25 protein-coding genes are annotated in these 26,460 nt (G+C 65.8%); 13 read left to right on the top strand and 12 right to left on the bottom strand.

Annotated features, from left to right (window positions below; translation table 11 throughout):
* Window positions 1-40 precede the first annotated feature (40 nt).
* On the top strand, window positions 41-2,164 hold the full coding sequence (locus CYU59_RS06790) for an acyl-CoA dehydrogenase (RefSeq protein ID WP_292980735.1): 2,124 nt from the start codon (window positions 41-43) through the stop codon (window positions 2,162-2,164).
* 109 nt (window positions 2,165-2,273) lie between these two features.
* Here the strand turns inward: CYU59_RS06790 and CYU59_RS06785 are convergent, their stop codons facing one another.
* Window positions 2,274-2,807, bottom strand: a complete 534-nt coding sequence (locus tag CYU59_RS06785; RefSeq protein ID WP_292980732.1) for a hypothetical protein — start codon at window positions 2,805-2,807, stop codon at window positions 2,274-2,276.
* Between the two features lie 48 nt (window positions 2,808-2,855).
* The gene (locus CYU59_RS06780) at window positions 2,856-3,935 is read right to left on the bottom strand and encodes a ferredoxin--NADP reductase (protein WP_292980729.1); all 1,080 of its coding nucleotides are present in this window, start codon (window positions 3,933-3,935) and stop codon (window positions 2,856-2,858) included.
* A 144-nt stretch (window positions 3,936-4,079) separates the two neighbouring features.
* Here CYU59_RS06780 and hsaA point away from each other — a divergent pair, with 144 nt between their 5' ends.
* From hsaA to hsaB, 4 genes are read left to right on the top strand one after another with little or no spacing between them, the layout of a single operon-like run.
* Window positions 4,080-5,264, top strand: coding sequence for a 3-hydroxy-9,10-secoandrosta-1,3,5(10)-triene-9,17-dione monooxygenase oxygenase subunit (gene hsaA, locus CYU59_RS06775; RefSeq protein WP_292980726.1), 1,185 nt, complete (start codon window positions 4,080-4,082; stop codon window positions 5,262-5,264).
* A gap of 53 nt (window positions 5,265-5,317) precedes the next feature.
* Window positions 5,318-6,184, top strand: a complete 867-nt coding sequence (hsaD, locus tag CYU59_RS06770; protein ID WP_292980723.1) for a 4,5:9,10-diseco-3-hydroxy-5,9,17-trioxoandrosta-1(10),2-diene-4-oate hydrolase — start codon at window positions 5,318-5,320, stop codon at window positions 6,182-6,184.
* 3 nt (window positions 6,185-6,187) lie between these two features.
* Complete coding sequence (gene hsaC, locus CYU59_RS06765) at window positions 6,188-7,087, top strand: iron-dependent extradiol dioxygenase HsaC (protein ID WP_292980720.1); 900 nt, start codon at window positions 6,188-6,190, stop codon at window positions 7,085-7,087.
* Window positions 7,087-7,650, top strand: coding sequence for a 3-hydroxy-9,10-secoandrosta-1,3,5(10)-triene-9,17-dione monooxygenase reductase subunit (gene hsaB, locus CYU59_RS06760; RefSeq protein ID WP_292980717.1), 564 nt, complete (start codon window positions 7,087-7,089; stop codon window positions 7,648-7,650). Before hsaC ends, hsaB begins: the two co-directional genes overlap by 1 nt.
* A 33-nt stretch (window positions 7,651-7,683) precedes the next feature.
* Here hsaB and CYU59_RS06755 read toward each other — a convergent pair whose 3' ends face one another.
* Both CYU59_RS06755 and CYU59_RS06750 read right to left on the bottom strand, forming a co-directional pair.
* A complete protein-coding gene (locus tag CYU59_RS06755) occupies window positions 7,684-8,574 on the bottom strand; it encodes an SDR family NAD(P)-dependent oxidoreductase (RefSeq protein WP_292980714.1) in 891 nt (296 codons plus the stop codon).
* On the bottom strand, window positions 8,574-9,986 hold the full coding sequence (locus CYU59_RS06750) for an NAD-dependent epimerase/dehydratase family protein (protein WP_292980711.1): 1,413 nt from the start codon (window positions 9,984-9,986) through the stop codon (window positions 8,574-8,576). Before CYU59_RS06750 ends, CYU59_RS06755 begins: the two co-directional genes overlap by 1 nt.
* Before the next feature lie 185 nt (window positions 9,987-10,171).
* Here CYU59_RS06750 and CYU59_RS06745 point away from each other — a divergent pair, with 185 nt between their 5' ends.
* Both CYU59_RS06745 and CYU59_RS06740 read left to right on the top strand, forming a co-directional pair.
* Entirely contained in the window at window positions 10,172-10,525 is a 354-nt protein-coding gene (locus CYU59_RS06745; protein ID WP_292980708.1) for a VOC family protein, read from the top strand.
* Window positions 10,526-10,589: 64 nt separating this feature from the next.
* Window positions 10,590-12,203, top strand: a complete 1,614-nt coding sequence (locus CYU59_RS06740; protein ID WP_292980705.1) for an FMN-binding glutamate synthase family protein — start codon at window positions 10,590-10,592, stop codon at window positions 12,201-12,203.
* On the opposite strand, the gene CYU59_RS06735 is transcribed toward CYU59_RS06740, so the two are convergent.
* Window positions 12,200-13,468 carry a hypothetical protein gene (locus CYU59_RS06735; protein ID WP_292980702.1) on the bottom strand — a complete coding sequence of 423 codons (1,269 nt, stop codon included), beginning with the start codon at window positions 13,466-13,468 and terminating at the stop codon, window positions 12,200-12,202. The genes CYU59_RS06740 and CYU59_RS06735 overlap by 4 nt on opposite strands.
* A 117-nt stretch (window positions 13,469-13,585) precedes the next feature.
* Here CYU59_RS06735 and CYU59_RS06730 point away from each other — a divergent pair, with 117 nt between their 5' ends.
* A complete protein-coding gene (locus CYU59_RS06730; RefSeq protein ID WP_292980699.1) occupies window positions 13,586-14,413 on the top strand; it encodes an arylamine N-acetyltransferase in 828 nt (275 codons plus the stop codon).
* A gap of 26 nt (window positions 14,414-14,439) precedes the next feature.
* Window positions 14,440-15,702, top strand: coding sequence for an amidohydrolase family protein (locus CYU59_RS06725; RefSeq protein ID WP_292980696.1), 1,263 nt, complete (start codon window positions 14,440-14,442; stop codon window positions 15,700-15,702).
* Here CYU59_RS06725 and CYU59_RS06720 read toward each other — a convergent pair.
* From CYU59_RS06720 to fadD3, 5 genes are read right to left on the bottom strand one after another with little or no spacing between them, the layout of a single operon-like run.
* Window positions 15,693-16,868, bottom strand: coding sequence for a pyridoxal phosphate-dependent aminotransferase (locus CYU59_RS06720; RefSeq protein ID WP_292980693.1), 1,176 nt, complete (start codon window positions 16,866-16,868; stop codon window positions 15,693-15,695). The genes CYU59_RS06725 and CYU59_RS06720 overlap by 10 nt on opposite strands.
* Window positions 16,869-16,926: 58 nt before the next feature.
* Window positions 16,927-17,907 carry an acyl-CoA dehydrogenase family protein gene (locus CYU59_RS06715; protein ID WP_292980690.1) on the bottom strand — a complete coding sequence of 327 codons (981 nt, stop codon included), beginning with the start codon at window positions 17,905-17,907 and terminating at the stop codon, window positions 16,927-16,929.
* Window positions 17,904-18,863, bottom strand: coding sequence for an acyl-CoA dehydrogenase family protein (locus tag CYU59_RS06710; RefSeq protein WP_292980688.1), 960 nt, complete (start codon window positions 18,861-18,863; stop codon window positions 17,904-17,906). Before CYU59_RS06710 ends, CYU59_RS06715 begins: the two co-directional genes overlap by 4 nt.
* Complete coding sequence (locus CYU59_RS06705; protein ID WP_292980686.1) at window positions 18,860-19,993, bottom strand: acyl-CoA dehydrogenase family protein; 1,134 nt, start codon at window positions 19,991-19,993, stop codon at window positions 18,860-18,862. The genes CYU59_RS06710 and CYU59_RS06705 overlap by 4 nt, the downstream gene beginning before the upstream one ends.
* On the bottom strand, window positions 19,993-21,516 hold the full coding sequence (fadD3, locus tag CYU59_RS06700; protein ID WP_292980683.1) for a 3-((3aS,4S,7aS)-7a-methyl-1,5-dioxo-octahydro-1H-inden-4-yl)propanoate--CoA ligase FadD3: 1,524 nt from the start codon (window positions 21,514-21,516) through the stop codon (window positions 19,993-19,995). Before fadD3 ends, CYU59_RS06705 begins: the two co-directional genes overlap by 1 nt.
* Window positions 21,517-21,611: 95 nt before the next feature.
* On the opposite strand from fadD3, the gene ipdE1 reads away from it, so the two are divergent.
* From ipdE1 to fadA6, 4 genes are read left to right on the top strand one after another with little or no spacing between them, the layout of a single operon-like run.
* Complete coding sequence (ipdE1, locus tag CYU59_RS06695) at window positions 21,612-22,757, top strand: acyl-CoA dehydrogenase IpdE1 (RefSeq protein WP_292980680.1); 1,146 nt, start codon at window positions 21,612-21,614, stop codon at window positions 22,755-22,757.
* Window positions 22,754-23,542 (top strand): (5R,7aS)-5-hydroxy-7a-methyl-1-oxo-2,3,5,6,7,7a-hexahydro-1H-indene-carboxyl-CoA reductase, encoded by a 789-nt coding sequence (gene ipdF, locus CYU59_RS06690; RefSeq protein ID WP_292980677.1) that lies wholly within the window; start codon window positions 22,754-22,756, stop codon window positions 23,540-23,542. Before ipdE1 ends, ipdF begins: the two co-directional genes overlap by 4 nt.
* Window positions 23,539-24,138, top strand: coding sequence for a TetR family transcriptional regulator KstR2 (gene kstR2 / locus CYU59_RS06685; RefSeq protein WP_292980674.1), 600 nt, complete (start codon window positions 23,539-23,541; stop codon window positions 24,136-24,138). Before ipdF ends, kstR2 begins: the two co-directional genes overlap by 4 nt.
* A 5-nt stretch (window positions 24,139-24,143) precedes the next feature.
* Complete coding sequence (fadA6, locus tag CYU59_RS06680) at window positions 24,144-25,304, top strand: steroid 3-ketoacyl-CoA thiolase FadA6 (RefSeq protein WP_292980671.1); 1,161 nt, start codon at window positions 24,144-24,146, stop codon at window positions 25,302-25,304.
* A gap of 179 nt (window positions 25,305-25,483) precedes the next feature.
* On the opposite strand, the gene CYU59_RS06675 is transcribed toward fadA6, so the two are convergent.
* Together CYU59_RS06675 and CYU59_RS06670 are read right to left on the bottom strand one after the other, a co-directional pair.
* Window positions 25,484-25,750 carry a hypothetical protein gene (locus tag CYU59_RS06675; RefSeq protein WP_292980669.1) on the bottom strand — a complete coding sequence of 89 codons (267 nt, stop codon included), beginning with the start codon at window positions 25,748-25,750 and terminating at the stop codon, window positions 25,484-25,486.
* Between the two features lie 40 nt (window positions 25,751-25,790).
* On the bottom strand, window positions 25,791-26,387 hold the full coding sequence (locus CYU59_RS06670; RefSeq protein ID WP_292980666.1) for a TetR/AcrR family transcriptional regulator: 597 nt from the start codon (window positions 26,385-26,387) through the stop codon (window positions 25,791-25,793).
* Window positions 26,388-26,460 lie beyond the last annotated feature (73 nt).

Raw genomic sequence — 26,460 nt, 5'->3', positions numbered from 1 at the left:
GTCTCGCGCCGCGCCGGTTCCCGTCGATCGAGGAGTTCAGGTGGCCACGAGTATCGCCGACGAGCAGTTTGCGGCGCGGGAGTTGGTCCGCGACTGGGCGGCCGGAAGCGGTGCGACGGACGCGGTTCGGGATATCGAGCAGGGTGAGCCGAACGCCTGGCGGACCGCCTTTCAAGGCCTGGCCAACCTGGGCTTGTTCGGCGTCGCGGTCCCCGAGGACTGCGGCGGGGCCGGCGGCAGCGTCGAGGATCTGTCAGCGATGGTCGAGGAGGCCGCGGGGGCGCTGGTGCCCGGCCCGGTGGCCACCACGGCGTTAGCCACACTCGTAGTGTCCGACCCTGAGCTGCGCGCGGCTCTCGCCTCAGGCGAGCGCACCGCCGGAGTGGCGTTCGAGAGCGATGTCGAGTTCGACGAGACGGCGTCCCAGGTGTCCGGAACCCTGCCGTGGGTGCTCGGCGGTGTCGTCGACGGGCTGCTGCTGTTTCCGGCCGGCGAGACGTGGCTGCTGGTCGACCCCGGCGCAGTCGATGCCGCGGGCACCGTTGCCGTGGAGCCGCTGCAGGCCGCCGATTTCTCCCGGCCGCTGGCCCGGGTGGTGCTCACCTCGGCTCCGGCGAGCGTCATCGATGCCCCGGCGGGCTGGGTGTCCGATCTGACCGCGACGGTGTTGTCCGCCGAGGCCGCGGGGATCACCCGTTGGGCGCTGGACACCGCGGTCGCCTACGCCAAGGTCCGTGAACAGTTCGGCAAACCGATCGGCAGCTTCCAGGCGATCAAGCACCTGTGCGCCGAGATGCTCTGTCGCACCGAGCAGGTCGCGGTCGCCGCCGCGGACGCCGCTCGCGCCGCACAGGACGGCGACCCACGGCAGCTGTCCATCGCGGCCGCCATCGCCGCGGGGATCGCGATCGAGGCGGCCAAGGCCAACACCAAGGACTGCATCCAGGTTCTCGGTGGCATCGGCATCACCTGGGAGCACGACGCTCATCTGTACCTGCGGCGGGCCTACGGTATCGGCCAGTTCCTCGGAGGTCCCGCACACTGGCTGCGCCGGACGGCCGAACTGACCCAGGACGGGGTCCGCCGCGACCTCGGCATCGACCTCAGCGAGGTCGCCGGCCTGCGGCCCGAGATCGCGGACGCCGCCGCGGGAGTCGCCGCTCGGTCGGACGGCGAGCGGCAGGCCCAGTTGGCCGAATCGGGGTTGCTGGCGCCACACTGGCCGAAGCCGTACGGCCGCGGTGCCGGGCCGGCCGAGCAGTTGCTGATCGATCAGGAACTGGCGTCGGCCGGTGTGACCCGGCCCGATCTGGTGATCGGTTGGTGGGCCGCGCCGACCATCCTCGAACACGGCACACGCGAGCAGGTGGAGCGTTTCGTCCCGGGGACGCTGAGCGGCGAAATCTTCTGGTGCCAGCTGTTTTCCGAGCCTGGCGCCGGATCGGACCTGGCGTCGCTGCGTACCAAAGCGGTTCGCGTCGACGGAGGCTGGGAGCTGACCGGCCAGAAGGTGTGGACCTCGTCGGCGCACAAGGCGCAATGGGGTGTCTGCCTGGCTCGCACCGACCCCGATGCGCCCAAACACAAAGGCATCACGTACTTCCTGATCGACATGACCTCGCCGGGCATCGACATCCGGCCGCTGCGTGAGATCACCGGCGACGCGTTGTTCAACGAAGTCTTCCTCGACAACGTGTTCGTTCCCGACGAGATGGTCGTCGGGACGGTCAACGACGGCTGGCGTCTGGCCCGCACCACGCTGGCCAATGAACGCGTCGCGATGGCCGCCGGCACCGCGCTGGGCAACCCGATGGAACAGTTGCTCGATGAAGCAGCCAAAGCGAATATCGATGTCGCGCAACAGGATCAGCTTGCACGGCTGATCATCACCGCGCAGGTCGGCTCGCTGCTCGATCAGCGTATCGCCCAGCTCGCTGTCGGCGGGCAGGACCCGGGTGCGCAGTCCAGTGTCCGAAAGCTGATCGGGGTCCGCTACCGGCAGGCGCTGGCCGAATACCGGATGGACCTCAGCGAGGGGTCGGGCATCGTCGCCGACAACACCGTCAAGGACTTCCTCAACACCCGCTGCCTGACGATCGCCGGCGGCACCGAGCAGATCCTGTTGACGCTGGCCGGAGAACGGCTACTCGGCCTGCCTCGCTGAGGCCTGGCCGCTCTGAGGTCTGGCGGCGCGACAGAAGCCAGGGTTGTGAAATCGCGAATTCAACGACCCTGTGCGCTGTTTCGCGGCAGCAGGTACGAGCAGGCCGAAGTCAGGAAAAGGCGGCCTGCGCGCAGGTGCTCGGCGAGGTGATGTTGTTCCCGCCGTAGACCACCTGGATGTGCGTGCACATGATGACCGGCTTGTCGGTGCGCGGTTGGCCGGTGTGCCAGTCGGTCGCATCGATCCGGCCGGTGGTCTGATACTTCTCCAACGGCCCCTCGCCCATGTAGATCGTGGTGACGTTGTCGTTCCCGCCCTCTTTGAACACCCGGTCGTACTGCGCGTTGGCGTGCACGTCGAGGTACAGCGTGCGGTCCATCGAGCGGATGTCGGTGCTCTGTCGCGACCAGAGGTCGTGGGGGAAGCCGTCGAGGGCGTCGCCTGTTCTGCGGCCGGCGCCGACGGTGAAGTCACACGTGCCGTTCGCGGCGTGGCAATCGAGTGTGGCGCGGGTTTCCAGCTGGCTGCCGTCGTTGAGCGGGATCAGCGAGGTGGCGGTGTTGGCCGCTGCCGGGGCGATCGCGGGCGGGGTCAACGCGAACATCAGACCAACGCCTGCCAGTGCCGTGACCAGCCGCATCATCTGTCTCGTCCTCCGTCTCGCTACGCCTGAGCAGAACCTACGCCCTGGCTATTCGTCGTAAGTGACTTCGACCGAATCGGTCTCAGGGTGTGCCTGGCACGCCAGGATCAATCCGTCGTCGAGATCCTGCTGTTCGAGCACGTCGTTGACCTCCATGTGCACCTTGCCGCTGCGCAAGGTGGTGGCGCAGGCGCCACAGTGCCCCTCGCGGCAGGAGAACGGCGCATCGAGGCCGGCGTCGAGCAGCACGTCGAGCAGCTTGGCTTTGCGCGGCCACGACACGGTGTGCGTCTCGCCGTCGAGCTCGACCACTGCGCTGGCCGGGCCCGCGGCGTCGTCGTCATCGTCGCCGTGGTCGATCGTCACGGCCGCGAAAGGGTCACTCTCCAGCGATTTGAAAACCTCGAAATGCACTTGTGCCGCAGGCACTTTCAAGCTCTCGAACGCCTCGCGGACAGCTGCCATGAACGGCCCGGGCCCGCAGACGAACGCCTGCCGATCGGTGAACGGCGCGGCCAGCTGTGCCAGCGCATTCGCCGACGGCAGCCCCTGCAGCGACTCCAGCCAGTGCACGACCGTCAGCCGGTCCGGGTACTTGGCGGCCAGCTCGCGCAGCGCTTCACCGAAGATCACCGACCGCTCGTCGCGGTTGGCGTAGATCACCGTCACCTGCCCGCCGCCCTCGGACAGCGCGGACTTGCAGATGGACATGATCGGCGTGATCCCACTGCCGGCGGCCAGCAGGACGAAGTCGTTATCGAGCGTCTTCGGCACGAACGTCCCCGACGGGGCCAGCACGTGGATGCGCATCCCGGCGTGGGCGTTATCGCACAGCCAGTTCGACGCGTAGCCGTCCTTGTCGCGCTTGACGGTGACGGTCGGCGCATCGTCGGAGAACGGCGAACTGCACAGCGAATAGCAGCGGGCGACCGAGCCGGTGCGGTCACTGGGGATCCGCAGAGTCAGGAACTGACCCGGGGCGTAGCGCAGCCGCTCGGCCGGCACCTGGGAACCGTCGGGAACCCTGAAGACCAGCGACCGCGCGTCGTCTGTTTCGACGACGACGTCGGCGATCTCCAGCTCCAGAACGTGGCTGCCAAGTGGTTCGTCGGGAACTGTGCCCGTCACGACCCCGCCTTTCCGTCCGTCATAACTAGAACAGGTTACAGAAACTCGGTTAGGTATCGCTACCAGCCGCAGCAACACGCTGCTCGACACAAATCGGAACGTGTTCTAGTCTTTGTCTACGTAAGCCACCTTTTGGAGGAAGCCGTGACGTCCATTCAACAACGTGACGCCCAGTCGGTCCTAGACGGCATCGACGACCTATTGCCCAAGCTGCGTCAGCGCGCCCAGGAGACTGAGGACCTGCGCCGTTTACCGGACGCCACGGTGAGCGAACTCCAGGAGATCGGCTTCTTCAAGCTGCTGCAACCCGAACAGTGGGGCGGGCTGCAAACCGACCCCGCGGTGTTCTACGAATCGGTTCGCCGGATTGCCAGCGCGTGTGGGTCGACGGGCTGGGTCAGCTCGATCATCGGCGTGCACAACTGGCACTTGGCACTGTTCGATCAGCAGGCGCAGGACGAGGTGTGGGGTGACGACGCGAACGTGCGCGTCTCGTCTTCCTACGCACCGATGGGCGCCGGCACCGTTGTCGACGGCGGTTATCTGGTCAGCGGCGCCTGGCAGTGGTCGTCGGGTTGTGACCACGCCACGTGGGCATTTCTCGGCGGCCCCGTTATCAAAGACGGGCGGCCGGTCGACTTCGGCAGCTTCCTGATCCCGCGCAGCGACTACCGTATCGACGACGTCTGGCATGTGGTGGGACTGAAGGGAACTGGCAGCAACACCGTGGTCGTCAAGGACGTCTTCGTGCCGCGGCATCGGTTCCTGTCCTACAAGCAGATGAACGACGGCACCGCCGGCGGGTACGAGAACAACACCGCCGCGGTGTACAAGATGCCTTGGGGCACAATGCATCCCACGACCATCTCGGCGCCGATTGTCGGCATGGCCTACGGCGCCTACGAAGCGCACGTGGAGCACCAGGGCAAGCGGGTGCGTGCGGCGTTCGCCGGCGAGAAGGCCAAGGACGACCCGTTCGCCAAGGTTCGCGTCGCCGAGGCGGCCAGCGACATCGACGCCGCGTGGCGACAGCTGATCGGCAATGTCAGCGACGAGTACGCGCTGCTGTCGGCGGGCAAGGAGATTCCGTTCGAACTGCGGGCCCGCGCCCGTCGCGACCAGGTACGTGCCACCGGCCGTTCGATCGCCTCGGTTGATCGGCTGTTCGAGGCATCCGGCGCGACCGCGTTGGCCAGCGATGCTCCGGTGCAACGGTTCTGGCGTGACGCCCACGCCGGCCGGGTGCATGCGGCCAACGACCCTGAGCGTGCTTACCAGATCTTCGGTAACCACGAGTTCGGGTTGCCGCCCGGCGACACCATGGTCTGAGGTATGCCGCCAACGACGATGCAGAGCGCAGCGATGAGGAGGAGTGGCGCTGAATGACGGCTACTGAAGAGCTGACGTTCGAATCCACCTCTCGATACGTCGACGTCGATGTCGACGGACCATTGAAGCTGCACTACCACGAGGCCGGGGTCGGCAACGAGCAGACGATCGTGCTGCTACACGGCGGCGGACCCGGTGCGGCAAGCTGGACGAACTTCTCGCGCAACATCCCCGTGCTGGCGGAGCGCTTTCACGTGCTGGCGGTCGACCAGCCCGGTTACGGTCACTCCGACAAGCGGGCCGAGCACGGCCAGTTCAACCACTACGCCGCCCGCGCGCTGAAGGGTCTCTTCGATCACTTGGGCTTGGGACGTGTTCCGCTGGTGGGCAATTCGCTCGGCGGCGGCACCGCGGTCCGCTTTGCACTGGACTACCCGGACCACGCCGGCAAGCTGGTGCTGATGGGTCCCGGCGGGCTCAGTATCAACCTGTTCGCCCCCGACCCGACCGAGGGCGTCAAGCGGCTCGGTAAATTCTCGGTCGAGCCGACCAAGGAAAACCTCGAGGCCTTCCTGCGGGTGATGGTCTACAACCAGAAGCTGATCACCCCGGAACTGATCGACCAGCGTTTCGAACTGGCGGCGACACCGGAGTCGTTGACGGCGACCAGAGCGATGGGAATGTCGTTCGCCGGAGCCGATTTCGAGCTCGGCATGATGTGGCGAGAGGTGCACAAACTTCGCCAACCGGTGCTGCTGATCTGGGGCCGCGAGGACCGGGTCAACCCCTTGGACGGTGCGCTGGTGGCGCTGAAAACCATTCCCCGTGCGCAACTCCACGTGTTCGGCCAGTGCGGGCACTGGGCGCAGGTGGAGAAGTTCGACGAATTCAACAAGCTGACCATCGATTTCCTGGGATAAGTGATGAGTATCCGTTCGCTGGGTTACCTGCGCATCGAAGCCACCGACATACAGGCGTGGCGCGACTACGGCCTGAAAGTGCTCGGCATGATCGAGGGCAAAGGCAGCACCGAGGGGGCGCTCTATCTACGGATGGACGACTTTCCGGCACGCCTGGTGATCGTCCCGGGGGAACACGACCGGCTCTCCGAAGCCGGCTGGGAATGCGCGAATGCCGAAGGATTGCAGGAGATCCGGAACCGGCTCGACGTCGAGGGCACTCCTTACAAAGAGGCCACCGCCGCCGAGTTGGCCGATCGCCGGGTCGACGAGATGATCACCTTCACCGACCCTTCTGGCAACGGCCTGGAGGTGTTTCACGGCGCCGCGCTCGAGCATCGACGGGTCGTCAGCCCGTACGGCCACAAGTTCGTCACCGGTGAGCAGGGACTCGGCCACGTGGTGCTGACCACCCGCGACGACGTCGAGACGCTGCACTTCTACCGTGATGTGCTCGGGTTCTCGCTGCGCGACTCGATGCGTCTGCCGCCGCAGGTTGTGGGCCGTCCTGCTGACGGAGCACCGGCCTGGTTGCGTTTCCTCGGTTGCAACCCACGGCACCACAGCCTGGCATTCATGCCCGGGGAGACCTCCAGTGGCATCGTGCATCTGATGATGGAGGTCGGTGAGGCCGATGACGTGGGGCTGTGCCTGGATCGTGCGCTTCGTCGCAAGGTGCCGATGTCAGCCACCCTGGGCCGCCACGTCAACGACCTGATGCTGTCCTTCTACATGAAGACACCAGGCGGCTTCGACATCGAATTCGGCTGCGAGGGAAGGCAAGTCGATGACGCCGACTGGGTGGCCCGGGAAAGCACCGCGATCAGCCTCTGGGGTCACGACTTCAGCGTCGGCTTCAAGTAATGTCCGGGCAGATCGACGCCCGCGCATTCCGCAGTGTGCTGGGTCAATTCTGCACCGGCATAACGATCATCACCACTATTCACGACGACGTCCCGGTGGGTTTTGCCTGCCAGTCCTTTGCGGCGCTGTCGCTGGATCCGCCGCTGGTGCTGTTCTGTCCGACCAAAGTGTCGCGGTCCTGGCAGGCCATCGAGGCCAGCGGGAAATTCTGCGTCAACGTGCTGACCGAGAGCCAGCAGCACGTCTCGGCACGTTTCGGATCCAGGGAGCCGGACAAGTTCGCTGGAATCGACTGGCATGCATCGGAACTCGGCTCTCCGATCATCGACGGATCGCTGGCCTACATCGACTGCACAGTCGCCTCGGTACACGACGGCGGCGACCATTTTGTGGTGTTCGGCGCGGTGAACTCGCTGTCCGAGCCGCCGCAGATCAAGCCGCGACCGCTACTGTTCTATCGCGGCGATTACACCGGCATCGAGCCGGACAAGACCAGGCCGGCGCAGTGGCGTGACGATTTGGAAGCCTTCCTGACGACGACAACCCAGGACACCTGGCTGTAGCCCGCCGAGCCGATCCGGGCAGGTGATGCAGGTCTACTGGGGTGGCGGTGGGCCGGCTGCCGATATCGAGACATTGCCCTCGGCGATGCCGGTGACTTCTCCGCTGAATTGGACCGCGCGCGTCAACTGGCCGGCGAAAGCGTCGAAGAGTGACGGAAAAAGACGATACGCCACCACCATTGGACGGTTGAGCCATCCGACGTGCCGCTCCGTCGAACGCCCGCGGGTCGTCGCGCGGACGATCGCGGAGGCTACCGTGATCGGTCCCACGGCGGTGGGCGGGACGTGCGCAGGATGGCCGAAGTAGTTGCCGGCGTTGCTGGACATCGCGGTGTCCACCGGACCGGGATACACCCCATGGACCTTGATGCCCGGTAGGTGACTGTTCTCCTGGCGCAACGCGCGGACCAGGCCGTGCACTCCGAACTTGCTGACCACGTAAGCCGATTGGTAGGGCATCGCGGCCTGTCCCAGTAAAGATCCGAGCAGCACCAGGTGACCCTGCTCGCGCTCGTGGAAGTGCGCCAGCGCGGACCTCGCGACGTTCACCGCGCCAATGAGATTGGTTCGCACCACGGTGTCGAAAACCTCAACCGGCAGATCTTCGAAGCGTCCGAAGACGGTCAGAGCCGCGCACTGAGCGACGACGTCTATTCGACCGAATTGCTCTAGTGCCATGTCGAACAGTTTCTGGACCTGGTCTACTTCGGCAATGTCGATGGACACGACGACGACGTCGGCGGCACCCGCCGCCAGACATTCCTCGGCCACCAGATCGAGAGCGGATTCGGATCGTGAACCGAGGCAGAGCCGGGCGTGGCGGCCGGCGAACAGCAGTGCGGTCTCTTTGCCGATCCCGCTCGAGGCTCCGGTCACTACGACCACCTGAGTGGTTTGCTCGGTGCGGAGTTCGGTATCCATCATCAGTTGCTTTCTAATTGAACGTGGCCAGAGCCACGCGAATTGTGTTGCTCAGTAGGTCTTTTGGCCCTCCTCCGTTCAGACTCGGCGAAGAGGTTGAGGACGGCGACGGAGGCAACTGACGACCATCCGCCGCGGATCGTCGTCGCGATCGAGGCGACCACCGCGACCGGCGCAAGAAGGGCGACCGGGTCACGTCGTCGTGCCAGCAACCGCTCCAGTGCGGCCGGAGTGCCACCGACCACGTTGGCGGCAATGAAAGCGGCATCCGTCAGTCCCGCCCGGCCGACCCCCGCGGCCCGCAGCACTGCCGCAGTGGTCCAGAGCAGCAGGCTGCTGTCGTGGATCTGGTCTGACGTCCGGCGAAAGCCCGACCGGTCGTCCTCGATGGCTCCCATTGCGGGGCTGGAGCCAACCGCACCGTCGGCCAAGCCGTCGATCAATTCCCGTGCGTTCACCGTTGAAGATCGAGTCGGTGACCAACCCAATTCGTCTCGCGCGCAGGAGATGTCCATGGTCGGGGAATTCATTGCAACGTCGTACCAGCCGGGTGTGACGGCGACGGCATGGATCGCGTGCAGGGCGGTGACGACCCCGCGGACGAGTCGCGGGTTCACCGCGATCGGGCGGCCACCGATCAGACCGGCCAACGCGCGCGCATCCAAGATGTCCGCGGCCAGGTTGAAAGCACCGGTCGCCCGCGTCTGCACCATGCGCACCACCGCCTCGCCGACGTCGTCGGCGTGGACGAATTGCAAGGCGATGCCGGCCGGCAACGGCACGACGGGCAGGCCCCGGCGGCGCAGGAGACCAAATAGAGCGCGCGGCACGAAGGGGCCCAGGTACAGCGTCTGAACCTCCCACGCCGACTCGCGCTGCACCACCAGTGTGGGGCGGAACCGCGCTACCGCGACCTCAGGATGCGATTGCGCGAATTCGTCCACCAGTTTCTCGGCGGCGACTTTGTCGCGGCTGTAGGACGAGGTGGGCTGACCGGTGCAAGGCCAGTCTTCAGTGACCGGATCCGTTGCGCCCGGGGCATATACACCGAGGCTGGACGCATAGATCAGCTGTCGGACGCCGGCGGTGGCCATCGCTGTGAGCACCGCATCCGTTCCAGCCACGTTGACCCGAGAAAGATATTCTTCGTCGTCTGGTGGCCGCAGCGCCAGCGCCAGGTGGATGACGACGTCGGCGCCTTGCATCGCGGGGGCAAGGTCGTCGGCCGCGCTGCATGCGGACAGGTCGACAGCGTGCCAGGTCACCGGGTCATGCGCCGCGCGAGCAGCAGGTGGTCGACGGCAGATGCCGACTAATCCGGTTCCGGGCAGCGCTTTGGTGAGCGCCCGTAACACGCCGGTCCCGACGTTGCCAGATGCTCCTGTGATGACGATCTTCTGGGGGGCAGTGGTCATCAATAAAGCCGCAACATCATGCACAGCGGATGCCCCATCAGGAGTTTCCCAAACTTTGTTTCGCAGTGAGTTCCTGGCAACGTGAGACATGTTGGTGCTGAATTAATTTCGATTCCGCCCCGGCATCGCGATGAGTCCGGGCCGCGCGACGGGTCTGTCCTGGGAGACCGATCGAGAGGAAAGACGTGGCAATCGAGCATGTGTTATCGGCGGTGCCGGTCAGCGACCTGGACGCCAGTCGGAGTTGGTACGAATCGCTGTTCGGACGCGCGCCCGACAACAACCCGATGCCCACGGTGGTGGAGTGGCAGGTCGTGCCGGGCGGATGGGTCCAGGTGTTCGCCAATCAGGATTGTGCCGGTTCGTCGTTCGTGAACTTTGCCGTGCCGGACCTGGAGGAGCACATCGCGCAGTTGCGGCAGCGCGGCTTGCGGCCCGGTGAGATTGTCGAGGCCAACAAGGGTGTGCGCCTGTCGACGCTGCTTGATCCGGATGGCAACACCGTCACGCTGATCGGTGGCTTTCGCGTGAACTACTGACGTCCGAGGTTTGTCGCTACCGCTACGCTCGGCGGGAAAAGGGATTCGCGAGAGGCGGGCAGCGTTGATCCGGTTTGCCATTGTCGGGGTGCTGGCCGTCCTCGCGACGGCGTCGGCGGTTTGGGCGATCGCGACGACGTGGATCTGGTGGATTCCGGCAGCGCTGATCGGGATCCTCGCTGCACTCGGGATCTACGATCTCGTTCAGCGCCGGCATTCCCTGTTGCGTAATTACCCGATCCTCGGACACATGCGGTTTCTGCTGGAGGCGTTGCGTCCGGAGTTGCAGCAGTACTTCATCGAACGTAACTTCGACGGCCGCCCGTTCGACCGCGACGTCCGGTCGCTGATCTACGAACGTTCGAAAGGCACCGCCGCCGAACTCGCTTTCGGTACCGAGCGTGACATCGATCAAATCGGCTATGAGTACCTGGTGCATTCGGCGCGGCCATTGGAGCCACCCGCGGAGCCGTTCCGGGTTCGGGTCGGCGGACCGGATTGCACGCAGCCCTACGACATGGCGCTGATGAATGTCTCCGCAATGAGTTTCGGCGCGTTGTCGGCCAATGCATTGCGCGCCTTGAACGACGGTGCCCGCAAGGGGCGATTCGCCCACGACACCGGCGAGGGCGGACTGACTCCGTACCACCTGGGCGGCGCCGATGTCATCTGGGAACTTGGCTCGGGCTACTTCGGCGCCCGCACCGCAGACGGGCGGTTCGATCCAGAGACGTTTGCGGCCAAAGCCGTTCATCCCTTGGTCAAGTGCATCTCGATCAAGCTGAGCCAGGGTGCCAAGCCCGGCATCGGTGGCGTGTTGCCGGCGGCCAAGGTCACCAAAGAGATCGCCGATTATCGGGGGGTGCCGGTCGGGGAGAAATGTGTCAGCCCCGCTGCGCATTCGGCATTCACCACACCGCGTGAACTCATCCGGTTCGTCGCGTGGTTGCGCGAATTGGCCGACGGAAAGCCGGTGGGCTTCAAGCTCTGTGTCGGTTCGCGAATCGACGTGCTGGCGACCTGCAAGGCCATGCTGGCCGAGAATGTGACGCCCGACTTCATCGTCGTCGACGGTGCCGAGGGTGGCACCGCGGCCGCACCGCTGGAATACGAAGACAACATCGGACTTCCGCTCACCGACGGACTCATGATCGTGCACAACGCGTTGACGGGCACCGGTTTACGGGACCGGATCAAGATCGGCGCCGGCGGCAAGGTCGCCTCCGGCAACGACATCGTCAAGCGTCTGATCCAGGGTGCCGACTACACAAACTCGGCGCGGTCGATGATGATGGCGACCGGCTGCATTCAATCCCAGCGTTGCCATACCAATCACTGCCCGGTCGGCGTGGCCACCCAGGACCCGCGCCGGGCCCGCGCTCTCGACGTCGCCGACAAGGGCGAGCGGGTGTACAACTACCAACGCGCAACCGTCGCGGCAGCAATGCGGATGATGGCTTCAATGGGTGTCTCGGACCTGTCGATGCTCAACCCGCAGATGCTCCGAAAAAGGACATCGCCTACCGAACAACGTTCCTACGCCGAGCTTTACGAATGGCTCGAGCCGGGTGAATTGCTCAACCATGCGCCGCCGAGTTGGCGTTCGGACTGGGAAGTCGCCGATCCGGACCGCTATGCGCCGGTCGGAATCAGGATCGGCCGAGGCGCCCCGGCCTAGTGCCAATGGGCCTGGTGCTCGGCGTGGGTGTTCAGGTAAGCCCCCGGGCCGAACAGATCGTCGTAGAAGTCAGTGTCGAGATGCTGTGCCTGCAAATACATCAGTACGTGCACGGTCGGCATGGTGCCGGGCAGCTTGCCGAACGTCTCGTAGATATAGGACGCTTCGGCGGTCACCACCTCCTGGATGCCTTCCGGCGGTAGCGCCGAGCCGCGCACCTTCGCGTTGTCTGACCATGGGCCCGGTGTATCGGGGTCGAAGGGCCCACCGGGGCCGAACTTTCGAGCGGCCAGCTTTTCGACACCGGCCTCGATCGACGGCACATGCGGCGGGCTGAGCGTCTCGAAATAGCCGGGCAACCCGGTGACATTGGGGAAGGGCCAGCGGTCGTCCTGATCGGCGACGAAGCCTATTCCGGGTGCGCGCGGATCGCCCGAACCGCCCAACACCGACAGCCGGTCGAGTCCGTCGTAAGTCCAGCCGCCGAGACCCATCGCCTGCAGCGCCAACACCCCGTTGTTGGCGGCAATCGCGAGCTCGGCGCTGGCTTCGGTGATGGTGTACTGCTCGACGAACGACAGCGGCAGTGGGTCATCGGCGTGTGATAGCGACGAAAACTGTTCCACGCCAGCGATATTACGGCCGTTGATGTCATCGGTGATCGGGTAGCCGTTGGCTGCGAAGAACCACAGGTTTTCCATCAGGTGCTCGGCCAGGTCGGCCGCCGGGAAGGCCAGCAGGCTGCCGGGGTGATTGCCGATCCAGGTGTTGTGGCCTTCCATGTAGGGCTCTTCCCTGGGCAGTTCGAGGCGGGCATCCGAGATCCGCACGTACGAATCGGCAGTGTGGCTGATCCATGATTCGATGCTGTCGAACTGACGTGGTGGCTCGTCTCGGCTGGGCAGCAGATAGGTACCGGTGTCGTCGGTGAAGAACAGCTGACTGGTGTGAAATCCCGCTGCGGACGGAAACGTCCGGCCGGTCGCAGTCCCCGAGTAGTTGGGCAGTGCCGGCGCGTAAGACGGGTGGTGGGTGATCCCGAAGTTCCAGCCCGTCACCCCGCCGGTGACGGCAATCAGCAGAGCTCGTTCGACTTCCGAAAGCGGCTGAACGGGCCTGCGACTGGTGTAGGCCAATGCCCCGCTCGGAATCCGGCCACCGACCGGGAATCGGCGCGACCGGCGGCCCGTCATGGCGGCCAGCAGCGGAAACTGGCCGAGGTCGGCAAGCGCGGCCCGCTCGCGGTCGGAGATCTGCAAGGCCATGTCCGGATGCTAACCCCGGTGACCCCTCTGCTGGGCCTCGAAGGCGTTGCATCGCCGGTGAGCACTGCGTCGGCCCGCGTCACGGCCCCCGATCACCGTTGGTCCACAATTGCCTATATGACGCTGGATCTGGCCGCATACTTCGCGCGGATCGGCTACGTCGGCGCCGCGGATCCGACCCTCGATGTCCTGCAGGAGTTGATCACGGCGCACGTCGGCGCGATCGCGTTCGAAAATCTTGATCCGCTGCTGGGTGTACCCGTCGCCGATCTGAGCCCGGAGGCGTTGGTCGACAAGCTGGTTCACCGCCGCCGTGGGGGCTACTGCTACGAGCACAACGGTTTGATGGGCTACGTGCTCGAGGAACTGGGATTCGGGGTCCGGCGTTTCGCTGCCCGGGTGGTCTGGGCCGCGCCGCCGGGGTCCCCCGTGCCGGCGCAGACCCACACTCTGTTGGGGGTCGCCCCGCCGCGCGCGCCCCAACTCTTCCTCGTCGATGTGGGTTTCGGCGGGCAGACGCCGACGTCACCGCTTCGGCTGGAAACCGGCAGCATCCAACAGACGGCACATGAGCCGTATCGGCTGCAGAACCGCGGCGACACGGTCGTATTGCAGGCCGAGATCCGCGGCGAGTGGCAGTCGCTCTACGAGTTCGCCACCAAAACGGCGCCGCCGATCGACCTGCTGGTGGGCAGCTGGTACGTCTCCACCCATCCGTCGTCGCATTTCGTCGCCACCCTGATGGCCTCGCTGGTGACCGATGACGGACGATGCAACCTGTCCGGCCGTAACCTGTCCATCCACCACGGCAGCGGCACCGAGAAGGTCGAGTTATCCGATGCCGCAGCAGTTGTCGACACACTGGCCGACCGGTTCGGTCTCAATGTGGACGACACCGGAGACCGCGCGGTGCTCGAGGCCCGGATCGCCGCGGTTTCGGCCTGACAAAGATGCGGCTAGGAGGGCAGCGCATGTTGGTGAAAAACGGGACTGTGTTGACCATGGACCCGAATGTGCCGGATCGAATTCCCGGGGATGTGCTGATCGACGGCACGATCATCGCCGACGTCGGAACCGACCTGCAGGACCGCTCGGCCCCCGACGAACAGGTGATCGACGCATCGGGCTGCATCGTCGTGCCAGGTTTCGTCGACACCCACCGGCACATGTGGGAGGGATCGCTGCGTGGTCTCCTGCCGCAGTCCACTCTGGACGGCTACTTCGAACGCATCCTGTTCGGCATAGCGCCGCACCTCACGCCGCATGAGTTGGGTGTCAGCGAAGCACTCTCTGCCAGTGCGTCCTTGGATGCCGGCATCACCACCGTCCAAGACACCTCGGATATCAACGACCTGCCGGAGCGCACCGACGCCGTTGTCGGCGCGTTGCAGTCGTCGGGTCTGCGAGCTGTCTTCGCCTACGGCCTGCCGCGGTCATTCGTACAGCGGCATGGCGCCTCGTACCCTGCCGACGTGGCGCGGGTGCGTCGGGAGTTGCTCGCCGATGATTCAGCTTTGGTCACGATGGCACTTGGTATCCCCAACGGGGACGATCACGCCGCCCGGCACAACGCGACGGTCGCGCGCGATCTGGGTCTGCGCACCGCGCATCACGTTCGGCCGGGCGTCACGCCGAGCTGGCTGCGCGGGCTCGACGCGCTGCTACCCCGGACGACGTATGTGCACGGGAACGGCCTTGGGCCAGAGGAACTTCGAATCATGGCCGATTCGGGCGGTTCGTTGTCCGTGGCACCGGTGGTGGAGATGGCGATGAAGTTGGGCCTTCCCATGATCGCTGAGGCGCTGGCCACCCCCGGGTTGAATCTCTGCCTCAGCGTCGACGTCGAAGTCACCAGTCCGACCGACATGTTCAGCCAGATGCGGCTGGCATATCTGATGGCCCGTGCGGTCGATGATCCGCCGAGCGTGCAGGATGCGCTGACGTGGGCGACCATCAACGGCGCCAAAGCGCTCGGCCTGGAGGACGTCACCGGATCGTTGGCCCCGGGCAAGCAAGCCGACTTGGTGATCCTTCGCCCCCGATTCCCCTCGACCGCACCGGTGTTGGATCCCTACAGCACTGTCGTGCTACAGATGGATCGCACGAACGTCGACACGGTCGTGGTCGGTGGGGTGGTGCACAAAATCGACGGCCGGCTGGTCAAAGATCATGCGCGGGAGTACTCCGATGCCGAACGCATCGCGCAGCGCGTCGCCGAGCTGGCTCAGCGCTGACCGAGATTCGGCAGCCACGCTCCGATCCGCCGCAGAGCCTCGTCGATGTCTTCTCCGGGACCCGCAAACGAAAGTCGTACGTAAGCGCCGCCCCGATCCGGATCGAAGTCGATGCCGGGAGCGATGGCAACTCCGGTGTCGGCCAACAACTTTGAACAGAAAGTCATCGAATCGTCGGTGAAATCCGATACGTCGGCGTAGACGTAGAACGCCCCGTCGGTCGGTGCCAGTCGGTCGATGCCGACATGCCGGAGGCCGTCGAGCAGCGCCGCCCGGTTGCTGGAGTAGTGCTGCAGGTGGCCTTCGGCTTCGTGAACCGATTGCGGCGTGAACGCCTCGACCGCGGCCCGTTGGGACAGTACGGGTGGGCAGATGGTGAAGTTCCCGGTCAGCCGGTCCACCGCGCGACGCAGCTCGCCCGGCACCAGCAGCCAGCCAAGTCGCCATCCCGTCATCGCGAAGTATTTCGAGAAGCTGTTGACCACGAACGCTTTTCGCGACGTGCTCCACGCGCAACTAGTCTGCGGCGAGCCCGGGTACACCAACCCGTGGTAGACCTCGTCGCTGATCAGTCGCACGTCGGCCTCTTCGCACCAGGCCGCGATTGCGCTGAGCTCCTCGGGCGGGATGACTGTTCCGGTCGGATTAGCCGGGCTGGCCACCACGACGCCCTTCACCGGCGGATCGAGTTCGGCCAGCATCCGCGCGGTCGGTTGGAACCGCGTCTCCGGGCCGCATTCGATCACCACCACTTCACACCCCAGCGCGGACAAGATGTTGCGGTAGCAGGGATAGCCCGGGCTGCTGACCGCCACCCGGTCGCCGACGTCGAAACAGGACAGGAACGCCAGCAGGAAGCCGCCGGAAGACCCCGTGGTCACCACGACATCGTCGACGCCGACCTCGACGCCGTAACGGTCGAGATAGGACGCTGCGATCGCGGCGCGCAGCTCCGGAATGCCCAGCGCCACGGTATAGCCGAGTTCATTGCGTTCCAGGGCTGCGATGGCGGCGGCGCGTACCGGCTCGGGGGCGCCGGCGCTCGGCTGGCCGGCCGACAGGTTCACCAGATCGCCGTGGCTGCGCTGCCGCTCGGCAGCCGACAGCCACACGTCCATCACGTAGAACGGCGGCACCCCGGCGCGTAGCGCGACCCCATCGGTCATGAAGTCCAGGCTAGATCAGCCCAGCTCCTCCTCATCGGGCTGCGCCCTCTGCTCAGCTTCAACGAGCCAAGCTCTCGGCGTCGTTGTCGGCGGAGAACACCTCGGATTCCAGTTGGCGCAGGGCATCGCGCGGCGGGCCCAGCAGTTGCGAACTACCGTGTGCGCGTTTGAAATACAGCTGCATGTCGTGTTCCCAGGTGATCGCAATCCCACCGTGCAACTGAATGCCTTCGGCGGCAACCTTGCTGAACGCCTCGCTGGCTGCGACACGTGCCAGGGCGGCCGAGGTAGCGGAAGGTGCCTCGGCGGCGTCGGTCACCACAGCGCGAGCCGCCTGCACCGCGACGTACAGGTCGGCCATTCGGTGCTTGAGCGCCTGAAAGCTGCCGATCGCCCGGCCGAACTGCTGGCGCTCCTTGGTGTAATCGACGGTCAATTCAAGGCACCTCGTCGCCGCGCCGACCTGCTCGGCGGCCAGCAGGATCGCAGCCGCATCGGCCAATCCCGGGTCGGCTCCCAGCGGCGTGGCGTCTCCCGGACGCAGCCCGGCCAGCCGGCGAGTGGGGTCCATCGAGGTGGTCGGCTCGACGGTGTTGCCGGTCCACCGGTCGAGCCGGCCCTCGACCGCGGCCACGACGACATCAGCGATGTCGCCATTGACCACGTACGCCGGGTCGAAGACCACCGCACCGATCGCCGTACCTTCGGCAAGTGAGGCCAGCGCATCGGTGTCAGGTTCGTCGCCGGCCAGCAACGCGAGTTCGGCCAGCGTGATGCCGAGCAGGGGGCTGGGCACCAGATTTCTGCCGAGTTCTTCGACGACGACGGCCGCATCGCCGAGAGTGCCTCCGGCGCCGCCGAATTCCTCAGGCACGACCAGCGCGGCCGCGCCGACCTGTTCGCACAGCAGTCGCCACAGTGACTCGTCATAGCCGCGTTCGGATTCCATCGCCGCACGCACGTCCGCGGGGGATGCGTGCTTGGCGACCAGCGCGGCAACCGTCTCGCGCAGCAGTTCTCGTTCGTCGGATGAGCTCATGCCAGTGCCTCCAGAACCCGTTGCCGGTGTGCGGCCGGGTCACCCCAGGCCGGCCGCAGAGCCTGCACCCGCAGCAGCCACAGCGACAGGTCGTGCTCGGCGGTGAAGCCGATTGCGCCGTGCGTCTGCAACGCCGATCGCGCGGCGAGCAGCGCGGCATCGGACGCGGAAGCTTTGGCGGCGCTGACATCTCGTGCCGTCTCGGGTGACGAGTCCGCCAGCGACAGGGCAGCGCCGTACACCAGCGGACGGGCCAACTCGAGGGCGATGTGCACGTCGGCCAGCTTGTGCTTGATCGCCTGATAGGAGCCGATGGCCCGGCCGAATTGGGAGCGCTGTTTGGCGTAGTCGACCGCCGCGTCCAGCAACGCCTGCCCGGCTCCGACCAACTGGGCGGCCGTGGCCAGCGCGCCGAATTCGTAGGCTTTTGTCACGTCGGCCCGCCATGTCGTACTGGTTGCGTTGACGTCGAACAACTTTCGGCTCGGATCCACCGATTCGTGTTGCTCACCGGCCTTCGCTTCGCTGACCGTCCCGTCCGAACCGGTCAGCAGAATCAGGCCGGCGGTGTCGGCGTCGGTGGCGCGCGGCACCTGCGGCGGCAGTGCGACGGTGGCGATCAACTCACCGGAGGCCAGCGCCGCGCTCCGCTCGTCATCGGCCAGCAATACCGGTGCCACCGCGATGGATTCGGTCACCGGACCGGGCACGCCCCAGCGGCCGAGACGTTCCAGCGCGACGACCAGATCGACCGGGTGTGCCTCGATGCCGTCGAACCGCTCGGGCACCGCCAGTGCGGTGACCCCGAGGTCGGCCAGCCGCGCCCAGACCTTGCGGCCGGGTCCGGTGTCGCCGCCGGCCCAGGCGCGCACCGCGCCCGGCAGATCCGCAGCCGCCAGCGCCGCATCGATGCTGGCGGCGAAATCGCGCTGCTGCTCGTCCAGGTCGAATCTCATTTGGCCTTCTCCCGAGGCAGACCCAGCAGCCGCTCGGCGATGATGTTGCGCTGGATTTCGTTGGTGCCGGCATAAATCGGACCGCCCAGGGCGAACAGCAGCCCGTCGGTCCATCCGTCGGCGAGTTCGCCGTCGGCACCGCGGATCTCCAGTGCCGTCTGATGAATTGCCACGTCGAGGTCCGACCAGAACACTTTGGTCACCGAGGACTCGGCGCCCAATTCGCCACCACCCGCCAGCCGTGTCACGGTGCCGAAGGTGTGCAAGCGGTACGCCTGGGCCTTGATCCAGGCATCGGCTACCTCATCGCCGAAAGAGCCGTTGCCGTTGGCTTTCCACTCCTCGGCCAGCCGTTCGGCAGAGGCCAGGAAGCGGGCCGGGCTGCGCAGCGACATGCCACGCTCGTTGCTCGACGTGCTCATCGCCGACCGCCATCCGTCGTTTGCCGAGCCGATCACGTCCGCGTCGGGCACGAAGACGTCGTCGAGAAAGATCTCGCCGAAGCCGGTGTCGCCGCCCAGTTGGGCGATCGGTCGGACGGTGACCCCGTCCGCGTGCAGGTCGAACATGAAATATGTCAGTCCGCTGTGGCGCTGGGCCTCGGGATCAGAGCGGAACAATCCAAATGCCCGGTCGCCGAACGGTGCTCGTGAGCTCCAGATCTTCTGGCCATTCAGCAGCCAACCGCCGTCAGCGCGGGTCGCCGTCGACCGCAGTGAGGCGAGGTCGCTACCCGACTCGGGCTCCGACCACGCCTGGGCCCAAATCTCCTCTCCGCTGGCCATTTTCGGAAGTATCCGATCGAGCTGCTCGTCGGTGCCGTGCGCGAACAAGGTCGGAGCGAGCATCGAGGTGCCGTTGGCGCTGGCCCGGCCGGGCGCGCCGGCGCGGAAGTACTCCTCTTCGTAGACCACCCACTGCAGCAGGCTCGCGTCTCGGCCACCGTACTTCTCCGGCCAGGTGATCACCGACAGTCCGGCGTCGAAAAGCACCTTGTCCCATCGGCGGTGCTGTTCGAAACCCTCTGCCGTGTCGTAAGACCGGGTCGGGAACGCATCGCGGTGTGAACTCAGGAATTCGCGCACCTCACGCTGAAACGCCAGCGTCTTGTCGTCGTAGTGCAGATCCATTACGCCATCTCTCGCAGTAGCGGTTTGACCACCTTGCCGCCCGCGTTGCGGGGCAGCACGTCGACAAACCTCACCGAACGTGGAGCTTTGAAATTCGCCAAATACTGGCGCGTGTAAGCGATCACCGACTTCTCGTCGAGGCCGGCACTGGGCCGCGCCACCAGGTACGCCCGTCCGACTTCGCCGAGTCGCTGGTCAGGCACGCCGATCACGGCGCAGTCCACCACGCCGTCGAGGCGGGCCAGCACCTGCTCGATTTCGGCGGGGTAGACGTTGAAACCGCCGCAGATGTACATGTCTTTGAGCCGGTCGGTGATCTGCAGATTGCCTGCGGTATCGAGCTTTCCGATGTCGCCGGTGTGCAGCCAACCGTCGGTGTCGATGGCGGCGGCGGTGGCATCGGGGTCGTCGAGGTAGCCGAGCATCACGTTGGGTCCGCGCAGCAGCACCTCGCCGGTCTCATCTCCGATCCGCAGCTCGAAATCGGCGATCGGTCGGCCACAGGTGTTGGCGACGGTGGCCGCGTCGTCGTCGGCGCGGCACATCGTGCCCATCCCGTTGGACTCGGTGAGTCCGTAGGCGGTCAGCACGATGTCGAAATCCAGTTCGCTCTGCATTCTTTCGATCAGCACGACGGGCACGGTCGCCGCACCGGTGACCGCAAACCGGAGTGAGCTCAGGTCGTAGTCGGCGCGTGATGGATGGTCGAGCAGGGTCTGGTAGATCGTCGGCGGGCCGGGAAGCACGGTGATCCGGTGTTCGGCGACCGCGCGCAACGCCTGCTCGGCGTCGAACGTGAGCTGCGGGATCAGGGTGGCTCCGGTCTGCAGGCAGGCCAGGATGCCGGCCTTGTAGCCGAAGTTATGGAAGAACGGGTTGATGCACAGGTAGCGGTCGTCGCTGGTGATCTTGCCGCACGCCGCCCACGAGGCCGACCCGGCCAGTGACTGCCGGTGCGCGCACAGCACGCCCTTGCTGCGGCCGGTGGTGCCCGAGGTGAACAGGACGTCGGAGATGTCATCGGGCTGGACGGCGGCAGCGCGGGCGTCGGCCGCCGCCAGGTCGGTCCCCCGGGTGACGAACTCGTCCCATGTGCCGTCGTCGCCGTCGATGGGCACCCGGACGATGTGCCGGAGGTCGGGGAGCGCCGAGCGGTCGAGGTCGGCGACGCGGTCTGCGCCGAGGAACGCACCCATGGCCACCAGCAGCGGAGCCTTGGTGCGGGCCAGGATGTCGGCCGCCTCGGTGGCGGTGTAGCGGGTGTTCAGCGGAACGACAGTGGCGCCGCAGTAGTGCGTGGCCAGGCAGGCCACCACCCAGTGCCAGGTGTTCGGCGACCAGATCGCCACCCGGTCACCGGGGGTGACGCCCAGGGCGATCATGGCCGCCGCCGCACGGCGGACCTCGGCACGCAATTCGGCGAAGGTGAACAACCGATCCTCGGTGACCAGCGCGTCGTGGTCGGCAAGTTCGCGCGCGATGTGGTCCAGCGCCGCAGGAATGGTCTGCGGTTGGCTCGACATCGAACTCCCTCAGGGTGCTGATCGCTATCGCCGCTGGCAGGAGAAGTTCGCTGCCGGGCTAACAAAGCAAGTGCTTGGTAGGTTAGCCTACTAGGGTGCAAGGCGTCGAGGAGTTCCGGGCCGAGGTCCGCGACTGGCTGGCCGAGAACCTGGTCGGCGATTTCGCCGCTCTCAAGGGGCTCGGTGGTCCCGGTCGCGAACACGAGGCGTTCGAAGAACGGCGGGCGTGGAACCAGCATCTCGCAAAGGCCGGTCTGACGTGTCTGGGGTGGCCGGAAAAGCATGGCGGCCGCGGCCTGTCGGTGGCGCATCGGGTGGCCTTCTACGAGGAATACGCCCTTGCCAATGCACCTGCCAAGATCAACCACTTCGGTGAGGAACTGCTCGGTCCGACGCTGATCGCCTACGGCACCGCGGAGCAGCAGCAGCGCTTCCTGCCGCGCATTCTCGACGTCACCGAATTGTGGTCGCAGGGTTACTCCGAGCCGGGCGCGGGCAGCGACCTGGCCAACGTATCGACCACCGCCGTGCTCGACGGCGACCAATGGGTGATCAACGGCCAGAAGGTGTGGACGTCGCTGGCGCACTGGGCGCAGTGGTGCTTCGTGGTGGCACGCACCGAGAAGGGCTCCAAGCGGCATGCGGGCCTGTCGTATCTGCTGGTGCCGCTCGACCAGCCCGGCGTGGATGTCCGTCCGATCGTGCAGTTGACCGGGGACTCCGAATTCAACGAGGTGTTCTTCGACGACGCCCGCACCGACGCCGACCTGGTGGTGGGTGAACCCGGTGACGGCTGGCGGGTCGCGATGGGAACGCTGACCTTCGAGCGTGGCGTGTCGACCCTTGGTCAGCAGATCGTCTACGCCCGCGAGCTCAGCTCGGTGGTCGATCTCGCCAAACAGACTGGCGCCGCGGATGATCCGTTGATCCGGGAGCGGCTGACCCGCTCGTGGGCCGGGCTTCGCGCGATGCGGTCCTACGCGCTGGCCACCATGGACGTGGAGCAGCCCGGTCAAGATAACGTCTCGAAGCTGTTGTGGGCCAACTGGCATCGCGACCTCGGTGAGATTGCGATGGACATCCGGGGCAAGGCGGGACTGGTGCTCGCCGGCGGCGACTTCGATGAGTGGCAGCGGCTCTACCTGTTCACCCGGGCCGACACCATTTACGGCGGCTCCAACGAGATTCAGCGCAACATCATCGCCGAGCGGGTGCTCGGCTTACCGAGGGAGGCTCGATGACACTGGCCGTTGCGCCGAAAGAAGTTGCCGGACACGGACTTCTGCAGGGCAAGGTCGTGGTCGTCACGGCTGCGGCAGGCACCGGCATCGGCTCGGCGACCGCTCGACGTGCTCTTGTCGAAGGTGCCGACGTGGTGGTCTCCGATCACCATGAACGACGGCTCGGCGAGACGCGCGACGAGCTGATCGCCCTGGGCCTGGGCCGGGTGGAGAGCGTGGTCTGCGACGTCACGTCCACCGCTCAGGTCGACGCGCTGATCTCCTCGACGACCGCGCGACTCGGCCGACTCGACGTCCTGGTCAACAACGCCGGACTCGGCGGTCAGACGCCGGTGGTCGACATCACCGACGAGGAATGGGACCGCGTTCTCAACGTCACGCTGACCTCGGTGTTACGCACGACCCGTGCTGCGCTGCGGTACTTCCGCGACGCGGACCACCGCGGCGTCATCGTCAACAACGCCAGCGTGCTGGGCTGGCGTGCGCAGCACTCGCAGTCCCACTACGCGGCCGCCAAGGCCGGCGTGATGGCGCTTACCCGTTGCAGCGCAATCGAAGCCGTCGACTACGGGGTGCGGATCAATGCCGTGTCGCCGAGCATCGCGCGGCACAAGTTCCTCGACAAGACCAGTTCGCCCGAACTGCTCGATCAGCTGTCGGCCGGCGAGGCGTTCGGTCGGGCCGCCGAGCCGTGGGAGGTGGCGTCGACCATCGCGTTTCTTGCCAGCGACTACTCCAGTTACCTGACTGGAGAAGTGATTTCAGTGTCGAGTCAGCATCCATGACCCAACCGCCTCAGCCGAACAGTCGTCGCGACGAGTTGCTGGAACTCGCCGCGACGATGTTCGCCGAGCGCGGGTTGCGCGCGACCACCGTCCGCGACATCGCCGACAGCGCGGGCATTCTCTCCGGCAGCCTGTATCACCACTTCGCGTCCAAAGAGGAGATGGTCGACGAGGTCCTGCGAAAGTTCATGGACTGGCTGTTCGCTCGCTATCAGGAAATCGTTGACACTCAACCGAATTCGCTGGAGCGGCTCAAGGGGCTGTTCATGGCGTCGTTCGACGCCATCGAGCATCGCCACGCCCAGGTTGTCATCTACCAGGACGAGGCCAAGCGACTGCTGCCTCAGCCACGGTTCTCCTACCTGGAAGACCTGAACAAGCAACAGCGCAAGATGTGGGTCGATGTCCTGCATCAGGGCATCGAGGAGGGCTACCTGCGGCCCGACCTCGACGTCGATCTGGTTTACCGATTCATTCGTGACACCACCTGGGTGTCGGTGCGCTGGTATCAGCCCGGCGGACCGCTCACCGCGCAGCAGGTGGGTCAGCAATATCTCGCGATCGTCCTAGGTGGAATTACCAAAGAAGGAGTCTGATCATCATGTCTGAGGCCTACGTCATCGATGCCGTCCGCACTGCGGTGGGCAAGCGCAACGGGTCGCTCGCCGGCGTGCATCCCGTCGACCTGGGCGCGCTCGGGTGGCGTGGACTGCTCGACCGAGTGGACATCGATCCCGCCGCCGTCGAGGACGTGATCGCCGGCTGCGTCGACGCCATCGGTCCGCAGGCCGGCAACATCGCCCGGTTGTCCTGGCTGGCTGCCGGCTACCCCGAAGAGGTCCCCGGTGTCACCGTCGACCGGCAGTGCGGGTCGAGCCAGCAGGCTATTTCCTTTGGCGCCCAAGCGATCATGGCGGGCACCGCGGACGTGATCGTCGCGGGTGGCGTGCAGAACATGAGTCAGATCCCGATCTCGTCGGCCATGATCGTCGGCGAGCAGTTCGGATTCACGTCACCGACTAACGAATCCAAGCAGTGGCTGCACCGCTACGGAGACCAGGAGATCTCACAGTTCCGCGGATCGGAGCTGATCGCCGAGAAGTGGAACCTGTCGCGCGAGGAGATGGAGCGGTACGCACTGACCAGTCACGAGCGCGCCTTCGGCGCGATCCGCGGCGGCCACTTCGACAACGAGATCATCACCGTGGAAACCGAACACGGTCCGTTCCGGGTCGACGAAGGTCCGCGTGAGTCGTCACTGGAGAAGATGGCCGGCCTCAAGACGTTGGTCGAAGGTGGCCGCCTGACCGCCGCGATGGCCAGCCAGATCTCCGACGGAGCCAGCGCGGTGCTGTTGGCCTCCGAGCAGGCGGTCAAGGATCACAACCTGACGCCGCGGGCGCGTATCCATCACATCAGCGCCCGCGCGGCCGACCCGGTGTTCATGCTCACCGGGCCGATCCCGGCCACCCGCTACGCGTTGGAGAAGACCGGGCTGTCCATCGACGACATCGACACCGTCGAGATCAACGAGGCGTTCGCGCCGGTGGTGCTTGCCTGGCTCAAAGAGATCAAGGCGGATCCGGAAAAGGTGAACCCCAACGGCGGCGCGATCGCGCTCGGTCACCCGTTAGGTGCAACCGGGGCAAAGCTTTTCACGACGATGCTCAACGAATTGGAGCGCACCGGCGGGCGCTACGGCCTGCAGACGATGTGTGAAGGCGGCGGCACCGCGAACGTCACGATCATCGAGCGGCTGTAATTCCTACGCCGAGCGTGAATCTCGCGACGCCCGCGCGGTGTGTCGCGTCGTCGTATTCACGGTCGTCGGGTGTTGGTGTCCGTCGGCAGCATGTTCGCATGACGGACGTGGAGTGGCCGTTTCTCGGCTCGGAAGTACTCGCGGCCAAGGCGCTGCCAGATGCGCAGTCGGCCTTCAGCTCAGTCGATGTGCCCGGGTGGGTCGCCCATACCGGGCCCGATCGTGTCGCAACTCTTCTCGGGTATCAGGAATGAGCTGGCGCCCTGATACGACAGATGAGTCGTCATCACGCAACGCTGCCAGGTGCCATCGGGCTGGACGGGCCCGTCGCACTTGTTGATCACGCCGGGGGCAGGTATGCAGCCGGCCCGGGCCGGTGGCGCTGAGTGGACCAGTCCGAGGCTGACCAGTAGGACAGCGAATCCTCCGGCAATGCAGCGCTTCATGGGTCGACGCTAGCCCGTTCCCGTCCGCCTGTGGTTGCTTTCAGGCTCGGTGCATCAGCCCGGCGATGATGTCGTCGACCGTGCGCGCGGCGAGGGTGTCCACTTCGCGGCGGCTGGCGTGCCGCAACGGGCCGCGCAACGCCAACTCGGCGAACCCGTGCACTGCCGACCAGCACGGCCACTCCGCGCCCGCGCGGCGATCGGGAGACAGTGTCCCGTCCTCCACCATCGCGTCGAGCACATCCACCAGAGCCAGATACGGTGGTGCGCTGGCCGTCTCCTCGTTGAGCCCTACCGGGTCGGCGCTGAAGAACGCCACCGTGAACCACCCGGGTTCGTCGAGTGCGAACTTGATGTAGCCCAGGCCCACCGCGCGTAACCGTTCGGCGGCGCCCGCGCTATGCCTACGTGCCATTCGCGCGGCCATCCGATGCTGAATCGCCGTCGCCACCGCGCCCAGCAGCGCCTCGCGGTCGACAAAGTGCCGGTAGGCGGCGTTCGGCGAAACCCCCACTTGCCGAGTCGCTTCCCGAATGGTCAGCGCCTCCGGCCCGCCGGTCTGGGTGAGGTGTAACCCGGCGTCGATCAGTGCCGTTCGCAGGTCACCGTGGTGATAACCGGTCTTCAAGGTCGCCAACGCTTGACCCTTCTCGGAGAGGAAGTGTACGGTGTGAACATTAGCATGTGTACGGCGTGAACATCGGAGGGGA

It is taken from the genome of Mycobacterium sp., assembly GCF_002863225.1.
GTDB lineage: Bacteria > Actinomycetota > Actinomycetes > Mycobacteriales > Mycobacteriaceae > Mycobacterium.
This window is presented reverse-complemented; position numbering and strand designations above follow the sequence as displayed.